The sequence below is a fragment of the Streptomyces sp. B21-083 genome, from assembly GCF_036898825.1.
In the GTDB taxonomy this organism is placed as follows: domain Bacteria; phylum Actinomycetota; class Actinomycetes; order Streptomycetales; family Streptomycetaceae; genus Streptomyces.
In genome coordinates this window covers 1,622,431-1,638,686 of sequence record NZ_JARUND010000002.1, presented here as the reverse complement: position 1 = coordinate 1,638,686, position 16,256 = coordinate 1,622,431, and the positions used below count along the sequence as shown (strand labels likewise).

At 71.0% G+C, this 16,256-nt stretch carries 15 protein-coding genes; 11 read left to right on the top strand and 4 right to left on the bottom strand.

All coding sequences use genetic code 11. The features are described from left to right. Positions 1-92 precede the first annotated feature (92 nt). Complete coding sequence (locus tag QA861_RS31420; protein WP_334592038.1) at positions 93-1,535, top strand: GuaB1 family IMP dehydrogenase-related protein; 1,443 nt, start codon at positions 93-95, stop codon at positions 1,533-1,535. A 6-nt stretch (positions 1,536-1,541) separates the two neighbouring features. Next, positions 1,542-1,994 carry an Lrp/AsnC family transcriptional regulator gene (locus tag QA861_RS31415; RefSeq protein WP_334592037.1) on the top strand — a complete coding sequence of 151 codons (453 nt, stop codon included), beginning with the start codon at positions 1,542-1,544 and terminating at the stop codon, positions 1,992-1,994. Positions 1,995-2,100: 106 nt separating this feature from the next. Here the strand turns inward: QA861_RS31415 and QA861_RS31410 are convergent, their stop codons facing one another. Then, positions 2,101-2,841 (bottom strand): GntR family transcriptional regulator, encoded by a 741-nt coding sequence (locus QA861_RS31410; RefSeq protein WP_334592036.1) that lies wholly within the window; start codon positions 2,839-2,841, stop codon positions 2,101-2,103. A gap of 212 nt (positions 2,842-3,053) precedes the next feature. On the opposite strand from QA861_RS31410, the gene QA861_RS31405 reads away from it, so the two are divergent. The 7 genes from QA861_RS31405 (at position 3,054) to QA861_RS31375 (ending at position 11,303) form a co-directional block, all read left to right on the top strand. Continuing rightward, positions 3,054-4,211 carry an ABC transporter substrate-binding protein gene (locus tag QA861_RS31405; RefSeq protein WP_334592035.1) on the top strand — a complete coding sequence of 386 codons (1,158 nt, stop codon included), beginning with the start codon at positions 3,054-3,056 and terminating at the stop codon, positions 4,209-4,211. Continuing rightward, entirely contained in the window at positions 4,208-5,104 is an 897-nt protein-coding gene (locus QA861_RS31400) for an ABC transporter permease (protein ID WP_334592034.1), read from the top strand. Before QA861_RS31405 ends, QA861_RS31400 begins: the two co-directional genes overlap by 4 nt. Further along, positions 5,092-5,907 carry an ABC transporter permease gene (locus QA861_RS31395; RefSeq protein WP_334592033.1) on the top strand — a complete coding sequence of 272 codons (816 nt, stop codon included), beginning with the start codon at positions 5,092-5,094 and terminating at the stop codon, positions 5,905-5,907. Before QA861_RS31400 ends, QA861_RS31395 begins: the two co-directional genes overlap by 13 nt. Before the next feature lie 5 nt (positions 5,908-5,912). After that, a complete protein-coding gene (locus QA861_RS31390; RefSeq protein WP_334592032.1) occupies positions 5,913-6,971 on the top strand; it encodes an ABC transporter ATP-binding protein in 1,059 nt (352 codons plus the stop codon). A 67-nt stretch (positions 6,972-7,038) separates the two neighbouring features. After that, on the top strand, positions 7,039-8,514 hold the full coding sequence (locus QA861_RS31385) for an HAD-IA family hydrolase (RefSeq protein ID WP_334592031.1): 1,476 nt from the start codon (positions 7,039-7,041) through the stop codon (positions 8,512-8,514). A 226-nt stretch (positions 8,515-8,740) separates the two neighbouring features. Continuing rightward, positions 8,741-9,529 carry a carbon-nitrogen hydrolase family protein gene (locus tag QA861_RS31380; protein WP_334592030.1) on the top strand — a complete coding sequence of 263 codons (789 nt, stop codon included), beginning with the start codon at positions 8,741-8,743 and terminating at the stop codon, positions 9,527-9,529. 61 nt (positions 9,530-9,590) lie between these two features. Next, entirely contained in the window at positions 9,591-11,303 is a 1,713-nt protein-coding gene (locus QA861_RS31375) for a flavin monoamine oxidase family protein (RefSeq protein ID WP_334592029.1), read from the top strand. 18 nt (positions 11,304-11,321) lie between these two features. Here the strand turns inward: QA861_RS31375 and QA861_RS31370 are convergent, their stop codons facing one another. Then, positions 11,322-12,251 carry an LLM class F420-dependent oxidoreductase gene (locus tag QA861_RS31370; RefSeq protein ID WP_334592028.1) on the bottom strand — a complete coding sequence of 310 codons (930 nt, stop codon included), beginning with the start codon at positions 12,249-12,251 and terminating at the stop codon, positions 11,322-11,324. 97 nt (positions 12,252-12,348) lie between these two features. After that, positions 12,349-13,023, bottom strand: a complete 675-nt coding sequence (locus tag QA861_RS31365) for a DUF5995 family protein (protein WP_334592027.1) — start codon at positions 13,021-13,023, stop codon at positions 12,349-12,351. A gap of 175 nt (positions 13,024-13,198) precedes the next feature. On the opposite strand from QA861_RS31365, the gene QA861_RS31360 reads away from it, so the two are divergent. Both QA861_RS31360 and QA861_RS31355 read left to right on the top strand, forming a co-directional pair. Continuing rightward, positions 13,199-14,353, top strand: a complete 1,155-nt coding sequence (locus QA861_RS31360) for a glycoside hydrolase family 6 protein (RefSeq protein WP_334594910.1) — start codon at positions 13,199-13,201, stop codon at positions 14,351-14,353. A gap of 198 nt (positions 14,354-14,551) precedes the next feature. Beyond that, positions 14,552-14,962: an acyl-CoA thioesterase gene (locus QA861_RS31355; protein WP_334594909.1), complete on the top strand. Its 411-nt coding sequence runs from the start codon at positions 14,552-14,554 to the stop codon at positions 14,960-14,962. On the opposite strand, the gene QA861_RS31350 is transcribed toward QA861_RS31355, so the two are convergent. After that, on the bottom strand, positions 14,922-16,133 hold the full coding sequence (locus QA861_RS31350; protein ID WP_334592026.1) for an MFS transporter: 1,212 nt from the start codon (positions 16,131-16,133) through the stop codon (positions 14,922-14,924). The two genes, QA861_RS31355 and QA861_RS31350, sit on opposite strands and share 41 nt — an antisense overlap. Positions 16,134-16,256 lie beyond the last annotated feature (123 nt).

Genomic DNA, 16,256 nt, shown 5'->3' with positions numbered 1-16,256 from the left:
TCAGGTCACCGGCATGGGACAATGAGGTACGTGCTCTTCCCCCTGGCTGTCCTGTCCGGGGGCCACCTCTGATCGACCGGGATGTGCAGCACGTGCGTTTCCTCAATGACATCCAGCCTCCGTACGACCTGACGTACGACGACGTCTTCATGGTCCCGAGCCGTTCCGCCGTGGGATCCCGGCAGGCCGTGGACCTCAGCTCCCCCGACGGCACGGGTACGACGATCCCGCTGGTCGTCGCCAACATGACCGCCATCGCGGGCCGCCGGATGGCCGAGACGGTCGCGCGGCGCGGCGGGCTGGTCGTCATCCCGCAGGACATCCCGATCGAGGTCGTCACCGACGTCGTCTCCTGGGTCAAGAGCCGTCACCTCGTGCTCGACACGCCGATCGTGCTCGCCCCCCACCAGACCGTCGCCGACGCTCTCGCCCTGCTGCCCAAGCGGGCGCACAACGCGGGCGTGGTCGTCGACGCGGAGCAGCGGCCGGTCGGTGTGGTCACCGACGCCGACCTGTCCGGTGTGGACCGCTTCACCCAGCTCTCCGAGGTCATGTCGAAGGATCTGCTGCTCCTCGACGCCGGTATCGACCCGGGTGAGGCCTTCAACCGCCTCGACGGCGCCAACCGCCGGTACGCGCCCGCCGTCGCCGCCGACGGCAGGCTCGCCGGCATTCTCACCCGCAAGGGCGCCCTGCGTGCCACCCTCTACACGCCGGCCACGGATGTGAACGGGCGGCTGCGGATCGCCGCCGCTGTAGGCATCAACGGCGATGTGGCCGGAAAGGCGCAGCAACTGCTCGACGCGGGCGTGGACACGCTCGTCATCGACACCGCGCACGGTCATCAGGAGTCGATGCTCAGCGCCGTCAAGCTGGTCCGCGACCTCGACCCGCACGTCCCGATCGTCGCGGGCAACATCGTGGCCGCCGAGGGCGTCAAGGACCTGATCGAGGCGGGCGCCGACATCATCAAGGTCGGCGTCGGACCGGGCGCCATGTGCACGACCCGCATGATGACGGGCGTGGGCCGGCCGCAGTTCTCGGCGGTCCTGGAGTGCGCGGCCGAGGCGAAGAAGTACGGCAAGCACGTGTGGGCGGACGGCGGGGTACGTCACCCCCGCGACGTCGCGATGGCGCTGGCCGCCGGTGCGTCCAACGTGATGGTCGGCTCCTGGTTCGCGGGGACGTACGAGTCCCCGGGCGACCTGCAGCAGGACGCCGCCGGGCACCTCTACAAGGAGTCGTTCGGCATGGCGTCGGCGCGTGCGGTACGCAACCGTACGTCGGAGGAGTCGGCGTACGACCGGGCCCGCAAGTCGCTGTTCGAGGAGGGCATCTCGACGTCCCGGATGTTCCTCGACCCGGCCCGTCCGGGCGTCGAGGACCTGATCGACTCGATCATCGCCGGTGTCCGCTCCTCCTGCACCTATGCCGGTGCCAACTCCCTCGAGGAGTTCGCCCGGAAGGCCATCGTGGGCATCCAGAGCGCCGCCGGGTACGCGGAGGGCAAGCCGCTCCACGCCAGCTGGAGCTGACACGACGTGCTGAACGATCTCGACGAACGGATCGTGCGTGCCCTCGCCGAGGACGCGCGCCGCTCCTACGCGGACATCGGGCAGTCGGTCGGGCTGTCCGCGCCGGCGGTGAAGCGGCGCGTGGACCGGTTGCGGGCGAGCGGGGCGATCACCGGGTTCACCGTGCGGGTGGATCCGGCGGCGCTGGGGTGGGAGACGGAGGGGTTCGTCGAGATCTACTGCCGGCGCAACACCTCGCCGGAGACGATTCGGCGGGGTCTTGAGCGGTACCAGGAGGTGGTGGCCGCGTCCACCGTGACCGGGGAGGCGGATGCGGTGGTTCAGGTTTTCGCTTCCGACATGCGGCACTTCGAGCGGGTGCTTGAGCGGATCGCCGGGGAGCCGTTCGTGGAGCGGACGAAGTCCGTGCTGGTGCTGTCGCCGTTGTTGCGGAGGTTTTCTTCGGGGTCGCCCGCGTAGGGGCCTTTCTGACCGGTTCGTGCGCGGGTGCGGGTTCGTTGTGGCTTGTCGCGCAGTTCCCCGCGCCCCTACCCGGGACTGCCGCGGCGCCTGTTACCAACTGGGCCTACTCTGCTGGCTTTCTTGCCAGGGCGTTGTTTTCGATGGAGTTGTGGACGCTGAAGCTCACCGCGTCGCCGCGGTAGCGGTCGTCGGACCATTCGACCGGGCGGCCCTCCCTTGTCGTCGTCACGCGGCGGACGCGGAGGAGGGGGCTCGTGCGGCGGATGTCCAGGAGTTCGGCGTCCTGGGCGCCGGCCGCCACCGCGTCGATGACGTGTTCGCCATATGCGAAGACCAGACCCGTGTCCTCGAAGAGGCGTTGGGTGACCGAGGGGCAGTCCGGTTCGATGAGTTCCACGGACGGGGCGATCCAGTCGGCGTAGACCGTACGCTCCAGAAGGACCGGTTCGCCGTCCAGGCCGCGTACCCGCAGGACGTGCAACACCTTTGTCTTCTCGCGGAGTTGGAGGCGGATCGCGTCCTCCGTCGTCGCCCGGCGGTACTCCTGGTGCACCACCTGGCCCGTCGCCTCCCGGCCCATCGCGCGGGCCCACTGGGCGAAGCTGCGCAGTTCCTCGAAGGTCTGGCTGCGGCGGCTGGCCAGGACCACCCGCCGGGCGCCCTGGCGGGAACCGATGAGGCCCTCGGCCGTCAGGGCGGCCACCGCCTGGCGGATCGTGCCGCGGGCCACGCCGTGGTGGGCGGCGAGCTCTGTCTCCGGAGGCAGACGGCTGCCGACCGTGTACTGCTCGCGGTCGATCGCCCGGCGCAGCTCGTCGGCGATCTCCTCGTGTCGCGCCGTCATGCTTCCCCTCTGGGTTCGTGGCTGTGCACAGGGTGACCAGCCTAATCGACATCCACGGCCCGTCCACGGGCGGCGAGATTGTGCAGGAAATCGGTGGCCAGGGTTTCGCCAGTGTTCACGAGGGCGATACCACCGGAAGGCGTACTGAAGTCAACTTGTTCAGACAAGTTCTCCGCACCACCTCAACCCTCGTGCGTACCCCTGGAGAGACCGTGACAGTGACCCTGCCGAGAACAGCCGTCCGTGGCGGCGCCCTCGCCGTCGTCGCCGCGCTCGCCCTGAGCGCCTGCGGCGCGGCCCCCGACGACACGTCGACCACCGCGAACGGCAAGAGCGCGGCCACCGCGACCTCCGCCGCCGACTTCGGCGGCATGGCCAAACTGGTCGCCGCCGCCAAGAAGGAGGGCACGCTGCACGCCATCGCGCTGCCCCGCGACTGGGCCAACTACGGTGCTCTGATCGACGGTTTCCAGAAGAAGTACGGCATCAAGATCGAGGTCGAGAACCCCGACGGGGCGAGTCAGGACGAGATCAACGCCGTCACGTCCCGCAAGGGGCAGGACCGGGCACCCGATGTTCTCGACCTGGGCAGTTCCTTCGCGCTGAGCGCCGCCCAGCAGGGGCTCCTCGCGCCCTACAAGGTCGCCTCCTTCGCCGACATACCCGAGGGTCAGAAGGACCCGGAGGGACGCTGGTTCAACGACTACGGCGGCTACATCTCCATCGGGTGCGACGCCAAGCGCGTGAAGACCTGTCCCACCTCCTTCGCCGATCTGCTGAAGCCCCAGTACAAGGGGCAGGTCGCCCTCAACGGCAATCCCACCAAGTCCGGCTCGGCCTTCGCCGGCGTCTACGCGGCCTCGCTGGCCAGCGGCGGCTCCTTCGACGACATCCAGCCCGGCCTCGACTTCTTCGCCAAGCTGAAGAAGAACGGCAACTACACGCCCGTCGAGTCGACCCCGGCCACCGTCGAGAAGGGCGAGACGCCCATCAGCATCGACTGGGACTACCTCAACGCCGGGTACGCCGACGAGTTCAAGTCCAAGGGCGTCGACTGGACGGTGTCCGTGCCCAGTGACGGCGAGTTCTCCCAGTTCTACTCACAGGCCGTCAACAAGGACGCCCCGCACCCGGCCGCCGCCCGGCTGTGGCAGGAGTACCTCTACAGCGTCGAGGGACAGAACCTCTGGCTCAAGGGATACGCCCGGCCGGCCCTGATGACCGCCATGGAGAAGGCCGGCACCCTCGACAAGGCCGCCGCGGCCAAGCTGCCCAAGGTCTCCGGTACGCCGTCCTTCCCGACCGAGCCCCAGCAGGCCAAGGCCAAGTCCGTGCTGGCCGAGGGCTGGGGCAAGGCCGTCTCCGGATGACCGCCACCCTCACGCGGGTCGACGTGGCGCCCGCCGCTTCCCTGAAGCGGCGGCGTCGCGCCCCCGGCTGGCTCGCCGTACTGCCGCTGCTCGCCTTCGTGGCGGTCGCCTTCGGGGTGCCCGCCCTGGCCATGCTGAACGGCGCCTTCACCGTCAAGAACCAGGCCACCGGCGCCACTTCGTACACCACGACCAATCTGACCGACTCCCTCCAGGGCGCGTATCTCACCGCCCTGATCGGCAGCGTCAAGCTGTCCGCCGTGTCGGCGCTCATCGCGACCGTCCTCGGACTGCTGCTCGCCCAGGCCGTGGTGACCTCCCGGTTCCGGGCCCTGCGCGAGGCGGTGCTCACCGCCTCCGGGGTCCTCGCCAACTTCGGTGGGGTGCCGCTGGCCTTCGCCTTCGTCGCCACCCTCGGCAACTCAGGCGTCCTGACACGGCACTTGGGGCTGACGGACAAGGGCTGGAGCCTCTACAGCTTCTGGGGACTGGTGATCGTCTACCTCTACTTCCTGATTCCGCTGATGGTCCTCACGATCACGCCCGCGCTCGACGGCCTGCGGTCCCAGTGGCGCGAGGCCGCGCGGAACAACGGGGCCACCAACGTCCAGTACTGGCAGCACGTCGGTCTGCCCGTGCTGCTGCCCTCACTGCTCGGCGGGTTCGTACTCCTCTTCGGGAGTGCCTTCGCCGCGTACGCCACCGCCGCCGCCATGGTGGGCAGTTCGATCCCGCTGGTCACCCTCCAGATCGCCGACGCCATCTCCGGCAACGTGCTGGTGGGCCAGGAGAACGTGGCGCTCGCCCTCAGCCTCGACATGGTCCTGATCGCGGGCCTCGTCATGGCCGTGTACCTGCCCCTGCAACGGAGGAGCGCGCGATGGCTCGCCTGAACCTGTGGCGCGGGGTGGTTCTCACCGGCGCCGCGGTCTACTTCCTCGTCCCGCTCGCCGCCTCCGTGATCTTCACGGTCGACGTGCCGGGCGAGGGCGTCACCTTCGACGCGTACAGCCAGATCGTCGGCGCCGACGGCTTCCTCCCCGGCCTGACTCTGTCCCTGGAACTCGCCGCCGCCACCATCGCCGTGGTCCTGCTGCTGATGGTGCCCGCGATGGTCGCCCTGCGGCTCGGCGCACCCCGGCTGCGGCCGGTCGTCGAGGTGATCTGCTCGCTGCCCCTGGTGGTTCCGCCGATCGCGTTCGTCGCCGGGATCTCGACCGTCCTCAAGTGGGGGCCCGAACACCTCTCCCGTACGCCCCTGTTCCAGACCTTCGTCGCCATCCAGAACCCCGACTTCCCCGTCGTCCTCGTCCTCGCCTACGTCGTGATGGCGCTGCCCTTCGTCTACCGGGCACTGGACGCCGGGCTGCGCGCGATCGACATCCGCACGTTGGTGGAGGCCGCCCGCAGTTGTGGTGCGAGCCCGGCACAGGCGCTGCTGACGGCGGTGCTGCCCAACCTGCGCGGGGCCCTGCTCAACGCCTCCTTCCTCACCCTGGCCCTGGTATTGGGCGAGTTCACCGTGGCCCAGTTGCTCGGCTTCCAGCCGTTCGCCGTGTGGATCTACAGCGTCGGCGGCTCGCAGGCCCAGCTGTCCGTCGCCGTCTCCGTGCTCAGCCTGTTCGTCACCTGGGCCCTCCTCCTCGCGCTCGCCGGGCTCGGCGGGCGTACCCGAACCGCCGCCGCCAAGGGATGAACCACATGACGCTCGACAAGGCCGCCACCGTCGAATTCCGTGGCCTGCGCCGGGAGTTCGGCCCGACCGTCGCCCTCGACGGACTCGACCTCGCCGTACGGCCGGGCGAACTGCTCGCGCTGCTCGGCCCCTCCGGCTGCGGCAAGACCACCGCGCTGCGCATGCTCGCCGGGTTCGAACACCCCGACTCCGGCGAGGTGTTGGTCGACGGGGAGGATGTCACCCGGGTCCCGGCCCACCGCCGGGACGCCGGGATGGTCTTCCAGTCGTACAGCCTCTTCCCGCACCTCAGCGCACTCGACAACGTGGCCTTCGGACTGCGGATGCGCAAGGTCCGTATGTCCGAACGGCGCGCTCGTGCGGCCGAGTTGCTCGACCTCGTGGGCCTCGCCGACAAGGGCGAGCGGTTCCCGCACCAGCTCTCCGGCGGCCAGCAGCAGCGCGTCGCACTGGCCCGTGCCCTGGCCCTGCGCCCACGGGTACTGCTCCTCGACGAGCCGCTGTCGGCGCTGGACGCCAAGGTACGGCTGAACCTGCGTGAGGAGATCCGCCGCCTGCAGCAGGAACTCGGCATCACCACCCTGTTCGTGACGCACGATCAGGAGGAGGCCCTGTCCATGGCCGACCGGGTCGCCGTGATGCACTCCGGGCGACTCGAACAGTGCGCCGCCCCCGCCGAGTTGTACGGTCGGCCCGCCACCGCCTTCGTCGCCGAGTTCGTCGGCACGATGAGCCGGATTCCGGGGCGGCTGGCCGCCGGCACGGTCGAGGTGCTCGGGCAGCGGCTCCCCGTCGACGGCGAGGCGCCGGACACCGTCGAGGTCGACGTACTGGTCCGGCCCGAGGCGGTCCGGGTCGGCGCCGACCCGGCGGGCGACGCACGCGTCGTCGCCACGGCGTTCCTCGGCGCGGTCACCCGGATCACCATACGGCTCGGGGACGGCACCGAGGTGAAGGCCGACGTGCCCGCGCACGAGGCCGCCACGCTGGGCGCCGGAGCCGCCGTACAGGTGTCGCTGCCGGAGCGGCCGGTGCTGGTGGCCGAGCGCGCGAACCGCCCGTGATGAATGAGAGTTTACGAGAGAGAGAATCGTGACCCCCCACACCCCCCTAACCTCCGACACTCCTGGCGTGCCCCAACTCCCGCTCCAGGCAGTCCTGTTCGACATGGACGGCACGCTCGTCGACACCGAGCGGCTGTGGTGGGAGGCGGTGGAACAGATCGCCGGGAGACCGCTGACCGAGGCGGACCAGCCCGATGTGCTCGGCCGGCCCGTCGAGCACACCGCCGACTGGCTGGCCGCCGCGACGGGAGCGGAGACCGGCCGCCTCGCCACCGAACTGCACCGGGAGTTCGCGGCCCGCGTGCGCACCGGCATCGTGCCCCGCCCCGGCGCCCTCGACCTGCTCGACGCGCTCGCCGGGGCCGGCATACCCACCGCCCTGGTGACCGCCTCCCCCCGGGCCGTCGCCGACTCCGTGCTCGAAGCACTCGGCGCGGCCCGCTTCGCGGTCTCCGTCACCGCCGACGACACCGAACACACCAAGCCCGCGCCCGACCCCTACCTCGCCGCCTGCCGCGCCCTGGGCGTCGACCCGGCCGCCTGCGTGGCCGTCGAGGACACCCAGACCGGCGTCACCTCGGCCGAGGCGGCGGGCTGCGCGGTGCTCGCCGTTCCCTCACTCGCGCCGATCGAGACGGCGCCCGGCCGGACGGTACTGACCAGCCTGGCCGGGGTCACTGTGGCGCTGCTCGACGCCATGGTCACCCCTGAACTCCGGGTGATGAGCTGGAACCTCTGGCTCGGCGGCACGCAGGTCGTCGACCACCGCGAGAAGCAGCTCAAGGTGATCGCCGAGACGGGCGCCGACGTCGTAGGCCTCCAGGAGACGCACGGCACCTCCGCCCAGGAACTGGCCGACGCCCTCGGCTGGCACCACCACCGGGCGGGCCCGAACCTCGGCGTCATCAGCCGGTACCCGATCACCGCCCGCCTCGGTGACCCGGACGTCGGCTTCTACGGGGCGACCGGGGTACGGATCCGGCTGGACGGAGGGCTGGAGGTCGACGTCTGGAGCGCCCACCTCGACTGCGCGCCGTACGGGCCCTACGACTCCCACTTCGACGGGCTTGAGGCGGCCGAGCTGGTCGCCCGGGAAAGCGCGCGGCTGGAGCGGATGCGGGAGATCCTGCGCCGGATCAGTGACTCCGCCGCCGACGACTCCACGCCCGTCGTGCTCGTCGGCGACTTCAACACGCCCTCGCATCTGGACTGGCCGGGGGTCCAGTGGCCGGTGACGAAGGCGGCGGAGGAGGCGGGGCTGCGGGACTCGTACCGGGAGGCACACCCGGACGCGGTCCGGGATCCCGGTCACACCTGGTCGCCGATCCACGTCGAGCACGAGGACGGGAGCGGGCGGCCCGAGCCGCAGGACCGGATCGACTTCGTGCTGCACAACGGACGGGGTCTGCGGGTGCTGGATTCCCGGGTGGTGGTGAGGGGCGTGGTGCGGGTGTGGCCCGAGGTGGCCGGCAATGACTGGCCCTCGGACCATGCGGCGGTCCTGACGAGGTTCGGCCTGACTCTCAGCCCGTCCGGCGTTTGAGGACGAGGCCCCTTCAGGGCCGAAGCGGGGGTCTGGGGGCGCAGCCCCCAGGAACGGGATGGGGCGGGATGGGGCGGCGGGGGCGAAACAACGAATCGTCGCCTCGCCCCCGCTTCACGCAACGATTCGCCTGTCAGCGCGCAACGGCTGCTCCTTGTACCGCCGAGCCCACCCCCCGTACCGTCTATCTGGCCCCCAACCCGTTGAGCCCCTGCAAGGACCCCGCATGCGCACCGCCCTGCTCCAGAGCTCCGGCCGCCCCGGCTCCCTCGCCGGGAACCTCAAGGTGCTCGACGACGCCGCGGGCCGGGCAGCCGCCGCGGGCGCGGGGCTGCTGGCCGCGCCGGAGATGTTCCTCACCGGGTACGCGATCGGCGACGCCATCGCCCACCTCGCCGAGCCAGCCGACGGGGACTCCGCCGACGCGGTCGCCGAGATCGCCACCCGGCACGGCCTCGCCATCGCCTACGGCTACCCCGAGCGAGCCGGCGACCAGGTCTTCAACTCCGCGCAGCTCATCTCCGCCGCCGGTGACCGTCTCGCCAACTACCGCAAGACCCACCTCTTCGGCCGCTTCGAACGCGACCACTTCACACCGGGCGAGCAGCCCGTCGTACAGGCCGAACTGGCCGGTCTCCGGGTCGGCCTGATGATCTGTTACGACGTCGAGTTCCCGGAGAACGTCCGCGCCCACGCCCTCACCGGCACCGACCTCCTCCTGGTGCCGACCGCGCAGATGCACCCCTTCCAGTTCGTCGCCGAGTCCGTCGTACCGGTGCGGGCCTTCGAGAACCAGTTGTACGTCGCCTACGTCAACCGGGTAGGCCAGGAAGGGGAGTTCGACTTCGTCGGCCTCTCCACGCTCGCCGGTCCCGACGGAGTCGCCCGTACCCGGGCCGGCCGCGGTGAGGAACTCGTCCTCGCCGATGTCGACCCCGTTCTCCTGGCCGCCTCGCGTGAGGCGAACCCGTACCTCCAGGACCGGCGTCCCGGCCTGTACGGCTCCCTCGTCTGAGCCTCTCCTCCCTCAACTCCCCTTCCGCACACCTGTTCCGCCCGCAAGGAGTCCGTACCCCATGACGTCCACGGTGCCCACCGCCGTCCAGCACGCCGACGCGCAGCAGCCGCCGATCACCATGTTCGGGCCGGACTTCCCCTACGCCTACGACGACTTCCTCGCTCACCCGGCCGGTCTCGGGCAGATTCCCGCGACCGAGCACGGCACCGAGGTCGCCGTCATCGGCGGCGGCCTGTCGGGGATCATCGCCGCGTACGAGTTGATGAAGATGGGCCTCAAGCCGGTCGTGTACGAGGCCGATCGGATCGGGGGGCGGCTGCGGACCGTCGGGTTCGACGGCTGCGACCCCTCCCTCACCGCCGAGATGGGCGCGATGCGCTTCCCGCCCTCCTCCACCGCCCTCCAGCACTACATCGACCTGGTGGATTTGGAGACCCGGCCGTTCCCCAACCCCCTCGCGGAGTGCACCCCTTCGACCGTCGTCGACCTCAAGGGCGAGTCGCACTACGCGGAGACGGTCGACGAACTCCCGCAGGTCTACCGTGATGTCGCCGAGGCCTGGAACACGTGCCTCGAAGAGGGCGCCGACTTCTCCGACATGAACCGGGCCCTGCGCGAGCGTGACGTGCCGCGCATCCGCGAGATCTGGTCCCGGCTCGTCGAGAAGCTCGACAACCAGACCTTCTACGGGTTCCTCTGCGACTCCGAGGCCTTCAAGTCGTTCCGGCACCGCGAAATTTTCGGCCAGGTCGGCTTCGGGACGGGCGGCTGGGACACCGACTTCCCCAACTCGATCCTGGAGATCCTGCGGGTCGTCTACACCGAGGCCGACGACCACCACCGGGGCATCGTGGGCGGCAGTCAGCAACTGCCGCTGCGGCTCTGGGAACGCGAGCCCGGGAAGATCGTCCACTGGCCGTACGGGACCTCCCTCGCGTCCCTGCACGTGAACGGCGTACCGCGCCCGGCCGTGACCCGCCTGCACCGCACGGCCGGCAACCGGATCACCGTCACCGACGCGGACGGCGACATCCGTACGTACCCGGCGGCCGTCTTCACCGCCCAGTCCTGGATGCTCCTCTCCAAGATCGCCTGCGACGACTCGCTCTTCCCGATCGACCACTGGACCGCCATCGAGCGCACCCACTACATGGAGTCCAGCAAGCTCTTCGTGCCCGTCGACCGGCCCTTCTGGCTCGACAAGGCCGTCGACGACAGGGGAGTTCCGACCGGCCGGGACGTCATGTCGATGACCCTCACCGACCGGATGACGCGTGGGACCTACCTCCTCGACGACGGCCCGGACAAGCCCGCGGTCATCTGTCTCTCGTACACCTGGTGCGACGACAGCCTCAAGTGGCTGCCGTTGTCGGCGAACGAGCGGATGGAGGTCATGCTGAAGTCGCTCGGCGAGATCTACCCGAAGGTCGACATCAGGAAGCACGTCATCGGTAGTCCGGTCACCGTGTCCTGGGAGAACGAGCCCTACTTCATGGGCGCGTTCAAGGCCAACCTGCCCGGCCACTACCGTTACCAGCGCCGCCTGTTCACGCACTTCATGCAGGACCGGCTGCCCGCCGACAAGCGAGGCGTCTTCCTCGCCGGTGACGACATCTCCTGGACGGCGGGCTGGGCCGAGGGCGCCGTCCAGACCGCGCTCAACGCGGTCTGGGGCGTCATGCACCACTTCGGTGGGACCACCGACCCGACCAACCCGGGCCCCGGCGACGTGTACGACGAGATCGCGCCCGTCGAGCTCCCCGAGGACTAGGAGGGCGGTGGGGGCCGTTCAGATCCCGGCCGCCCGAGCCGCCTCGTACAACTCGGCTGCCAGGTCCTTGAGTTCGCCGGCGTCCCGCGGGGCGCCGCCGAAGTCGAAGAAGAACTCCTCGAGGCCGGTCTCGGCGTGGGCGGCGAGATCCGTCACGATCTGGTCGATGCTGCCCTGGAAGGGCTGGCGGTCCGCGCCGTCGTACGCCTTCGCCGTGTAAGAGGGGTTCACCCGCACCGCCGTCTCGATCGGCCTCGTGCGGCCCTTCTCGGCGGCGAAGTCCTTCACCTGCTGCCACTGCGTGGCGAGTTGCTCGGCGCCCATGGCGATCGGGTTCCAGCCGTCGCCGCGTTCGACCAGGCGGGTCAGGGACTTCTTGCTGAGCGCGGGCAGGAAGATCGGGATCGGCCGGGCCGGCTTGGGCCCGACCACGGCCGACGCGATCTTCGTCAGGTCGCCGTCGTAGTGGACCGGGTCCGGGCCCCAGACCGCCCGGCACACGTCGAGGATCTCGTCCAGGACCCGGCCGCGGTCGGCGAACGGGGCCACCCCGGCGGCGGCGTACTCGTCGAGGGACCAGCCGGTGCCGAGCCCCGCCACCACCCGGCCGCCGCTCGCGGCGTCCAACGTGCCGAGCGCGCGGGCCAGTTGGAAGGGACCGTGCAGCGGGGCGACCAGCACGCTGGTGCCCAGGCGGGCGCGCTCGGTGGCCGCGGCCGCCAGTGTCAGGGTCACCAGCGGTTCCGCGAGACCGCGGTACGAGTCGGGCCAGGGGACGCCCTCCATGCCGTACAGGCCCTGGGTCGAGGGCTCCGGGAACAGGGCGCGTTCGAACACCCACAGGCTCTCGTAGCCGATCTGTTCGGCCGCGCGTGCCACATCCGGCACGTCCCGTCCGATGTCGTACTGGTGTGACTGCGGAAGGCCCAGACCCAGGCGGACGGTCATGCGCGTTCTCCTTCGCACGTTCGCAAGAGATGCTCTGGCCGTCGAACGTACAACGTTCACCCAGTGATGTCGGAGAGCCTGGCCGGGAGTGGCCGGATCAGTCCGGCAGCGGTGTGAGGAGCATGCGGCTCGCGAAGCCGACCGCCGCGTCGAGGCGGTCGGTGAACTCCTCGGCGACATCGGGCAGCCGGCGCAGCGCCCACAGCGCGCGGGCCGCCGACCAGGTCGCGGCCCGGGCCCGCTCCATGCTCCAGGCGCCGAGCAAATGGGTGAGCGGATCGGCGACCTGGAGCAGGTCGGGACCCGGCATCAACTCTTCGCGCAGGCGCTCCTCCAGCGATACGAGTAGATCGCCCACGCGCTCGAACTCGTCCTCCAGGTCGGCCGGTTCGCAGTCGAGCGTACGACAGGCGTCCACGACGGCGAGCGCCAGATCGTGCCCGATGTGCGCATTGATGCCCGCGAGCGCGAACTGCACCGGCCGTACGCCGGGATGGTGGCGGAACTGGAGCAACGGGCGCCAGCAGGCGGGCGCGTGGTCGTCCTCGGCCACCCGCAGATACCGCTCGGCGAACCGCACGTCCAGGGTGATCGCGGCCTCGGCGTCGGGGAACGCGCCGGCGTCCAGACGCCGGTCGAAGGCCTCCGTGACGGCGAGGTAGACGCGGTTGAAGACCGCCAGCCCGTCGCGCGGCGGCAACTGTGCCTCCAGCGCGCGCATACGCAAGAGGACGTGGTCGACAGAAGTGGTGAACTGTTCCAATTGCACCATGAGGGCAGGGTCCCAGTCCTAGGCTGGCGAGCGTGCCACCGGGCCGGACGCTTCCCCAGAACGGGGGAACGCGCCCGCCGCGGCGGAGGAGGGGGAGCTGTACGTGTCAGGCTCGCGCGCCCAGCGCCTGGCCGCGCGCCGGGCCGAACGCAGACGCGCCGCCCGGCGTTCCGTCATGGTCGCCGCCGCCTCGCTCGTGGTCGCCGTGGGAACCGCGGCCGGGCTGCTCTCCGCGCTCGACACCCGCGGTGGCGCCGCCGACGAGGCCAGGCCCGAGGTGACCAGCTCGCCCCCGCTCGCCCCGCTGCCGGCCGTGTCGTCGGCCCCGCCCACGCCGGGCGCCTCGAAGTCGCCCTCCCCGTCCGCCCGTACGACGCAGCCGAGGAGAGCGAGCCGTACGCCCTCGCCCCCCTCCTCGACGACGACGCGGCCCGAGCCGGCGGCGAAACCGGCGCCCGGCCCGGTGTCCGCCCGCCTCTACCGCTACCCCGACTCCCAGGTCCTCGACTGGGTCGGCGCCCACCGCGACGATCCGCGCCGCTCCGTCATCGAGGCGGAGATCGCCGACCGTCCGGCGGCGGTCTGGTTCGCCGACTTCTCGCCCTCGACGATCACTGCCCGGGTCCGCGCGGTCACGGCGGGCGCGGCGGGCGCCGGCCGGGTCCCGGTACTCGTGCCGTACGCCGTCCCGGACCGTGACTGCGGCGGCGCCTCGCAGGGCGGCGCACCCGACCTCGGCGCGTACGACGGCTGGATCGACGCGTTCGCGGCGGGCCTCGGCTCCGACGAGGTCATCGTGATCCTGGAGCCCGACGCGGTCGCCCAGACCGACTGTCTCTCCCCGGAGCGGCGCGCCGCCCGCTTCGCCTCGCTGGCCCGCGCCGGCCGGGTCCTCAAGGCCGCCGACCCCGACGCCCGCGTCTACTACGACGCCGGTCACTCCGGCTGGAACTCCCCGGCCAAGCAGGCGGCCCTGCTCCGCCAGGCGGGCGCGGCCTCGGCCGCCTCCTCCGACGGTGTCTTCAGTAACGTCTCCAACTTCCACCGCACGGACGACGAGATCGCCTACGACCGACGGGTCCTCGACGCCCTCGGCGGTCCCGCCGGTCTCGGCGCCGTGATCGACACCAGCCGCAACGGCAACGGCGCCCCGGCCGACGGCGAGTGGTGCGACCCGGCCGGCCGGAAACTCGGCCGGGCGCCGACAACGAACACCGGCGAGGCGCGGATCGACGCCTATCTGTGGGTCAAGCTGCCGGGGGAGTCGGACGGCTGCATGGGCACCCCCGGCACGTTCACCGCGTCGTACGCCTACGATCTGGCGCGCTGAGCTGCGAGGGAAGGCGCCAGGCAGGGACTGCCGAGAGCCATCTGAGCGTCCGCTTAGGATGAGGAGGCGCGGATAACTGCGTCCGCCACCCATCCCGTACGCCCAGGAGCCCCGCCCGTGACCACCGAAGTCGCAGCCGAAGCCGAAGTCGCAGCACCCATACCTGCCGCCGATCCGGACGGCTCCTACGGGCGGCTGATGCCCGTCGCCGTCCACTTCGACGACCTCGACTCCCTCGGCATGCTCCACAACGCCCGCTATCCCCTGCTGGTGGAGCGTGCCTGGAACGAGCTGTGGCAGGGATACGGCCTCACCTTCGACGGTGACTGGGCGGCGGCCGGCGACTTCTGCAACGTGGTCAGGGAACTGCGCATCAGCTACGAGGCCCCGGTCGGCCGGCCCGGCGCCTACGCCGTGCACCTCTGGCTGGAACGCCTCGGCACCACCGGCCTCACCTACGGCTTCCGGCTCTGCTCGGCCGACGGTGAGGTGACGTACTCGCGGGGCACCCGGGTGCTGGTCCGGCTCGACGCGGGAACCCTGCGGCCCACGCCCTGGAGCGACTGGTTCAGGTCCTGCGGTCGGGAACTGCTGCGCCCGGCGGAGTGACCTTCGGGCGGTCCTTCTCACCGGCGCGCAGCACCCCCGCGAACCCGGTGAGTCCGCCCGCCAGCACCGTCACCAGCCCGAACGACACCACCAGGCTCGTCGCCTGGGCCAGCATCCCGATCGCGCTCGGCGCGACCAGTCCCGAGGTGTACGTGATGGTGGCGACGCCCGCGATGGCCTGACTGGGGTTGGGGCCGCTGTGGCCCGCCGCCGCGAAGCACAGCGGGACGACCACGGCGATGCCGAGACCCAGCAGCGCGAAGCCGGACATCGCCACGGCGGGCTGCTCCGCGACGACGATGAGCGCACCGCCGAGCACGGCGAGCGTGCCGCTCGCGCGGACCGTCCGTACCGCGCCGAAGCGGTTGACGACCGCGTCCCCGACGAGCCGGGCGACCGCCATCGTCAGCATGAAGCCCGTCGTGGAAGCCGCCGCCAGCCCGTCCGAGGTGCCCAGCTCGTCCCGCAGATACACCGCCGACCAGTCCAGGCTCGCGCCCTCCGCGAACACCGCGCAGAAGCCGATCGCGCCGATCAGCAGCGCGGACCTGGGCGGAAGCGCGAACCTCGGGGGCGGTTCCTCGTCCTCGGTGGGGCGCAGATCGAGCACCCAGCGGCAGGCGGTCACGCCGAGGACCGTGAGGGTCGCCGCCGCGAGCGCGTGATGCAGACGCGCGTCGGAGCCCAGATGTGCGGCGAGGGTGCCGCCCGCCGCTCCGACCAGGGCGCCCGCACTCCACATGCCGTGCAGTCCGGACATGATCGACCTGCCGAGCCGGTTCTCGATCTCGACGCCCAGCGCGTTCATCGCCACGTCCGTCATACCGGCCGTGGCGCCGTAGACGAACAGGGCGACGCAGAGAGTGGGGAGGTTGGGGGCCAGTGCCGGCAGGACCAGGGCCAGGGTCCAGGACGCGATCAGCCCGCGCAGCGCCGTACGGGCGCCGAAGCGGTGGCTGATGCGGCCCGCGAGGGGCATCGCCAAGGACGCGCCGAGCGCGGGGAAGGCCAGCGCCAGCCCCAGCTGGCCCGCGCTGACGTCGGCGTGGTCCTGGATCCACGGCACCCGGGTCGCGAACGAGCCGGTGACGGCTCCGTGCACGGCGAAGACCGCGGCCACGGCGTACCGGGCGCGCTTCACCTCGTGTCGTTCGTACAGCACTTCACTCATTCTGCGGCCCTTTCCCGGGTCGGTTCCCGCTGGTCGTGGCGCCCTGGCCGCGCGCTGCCGTAAACTATCAGGAACCCTGCCTGATAGATAGCGAGATATCGGCCGTCCGGTAGCCCGTGCGCA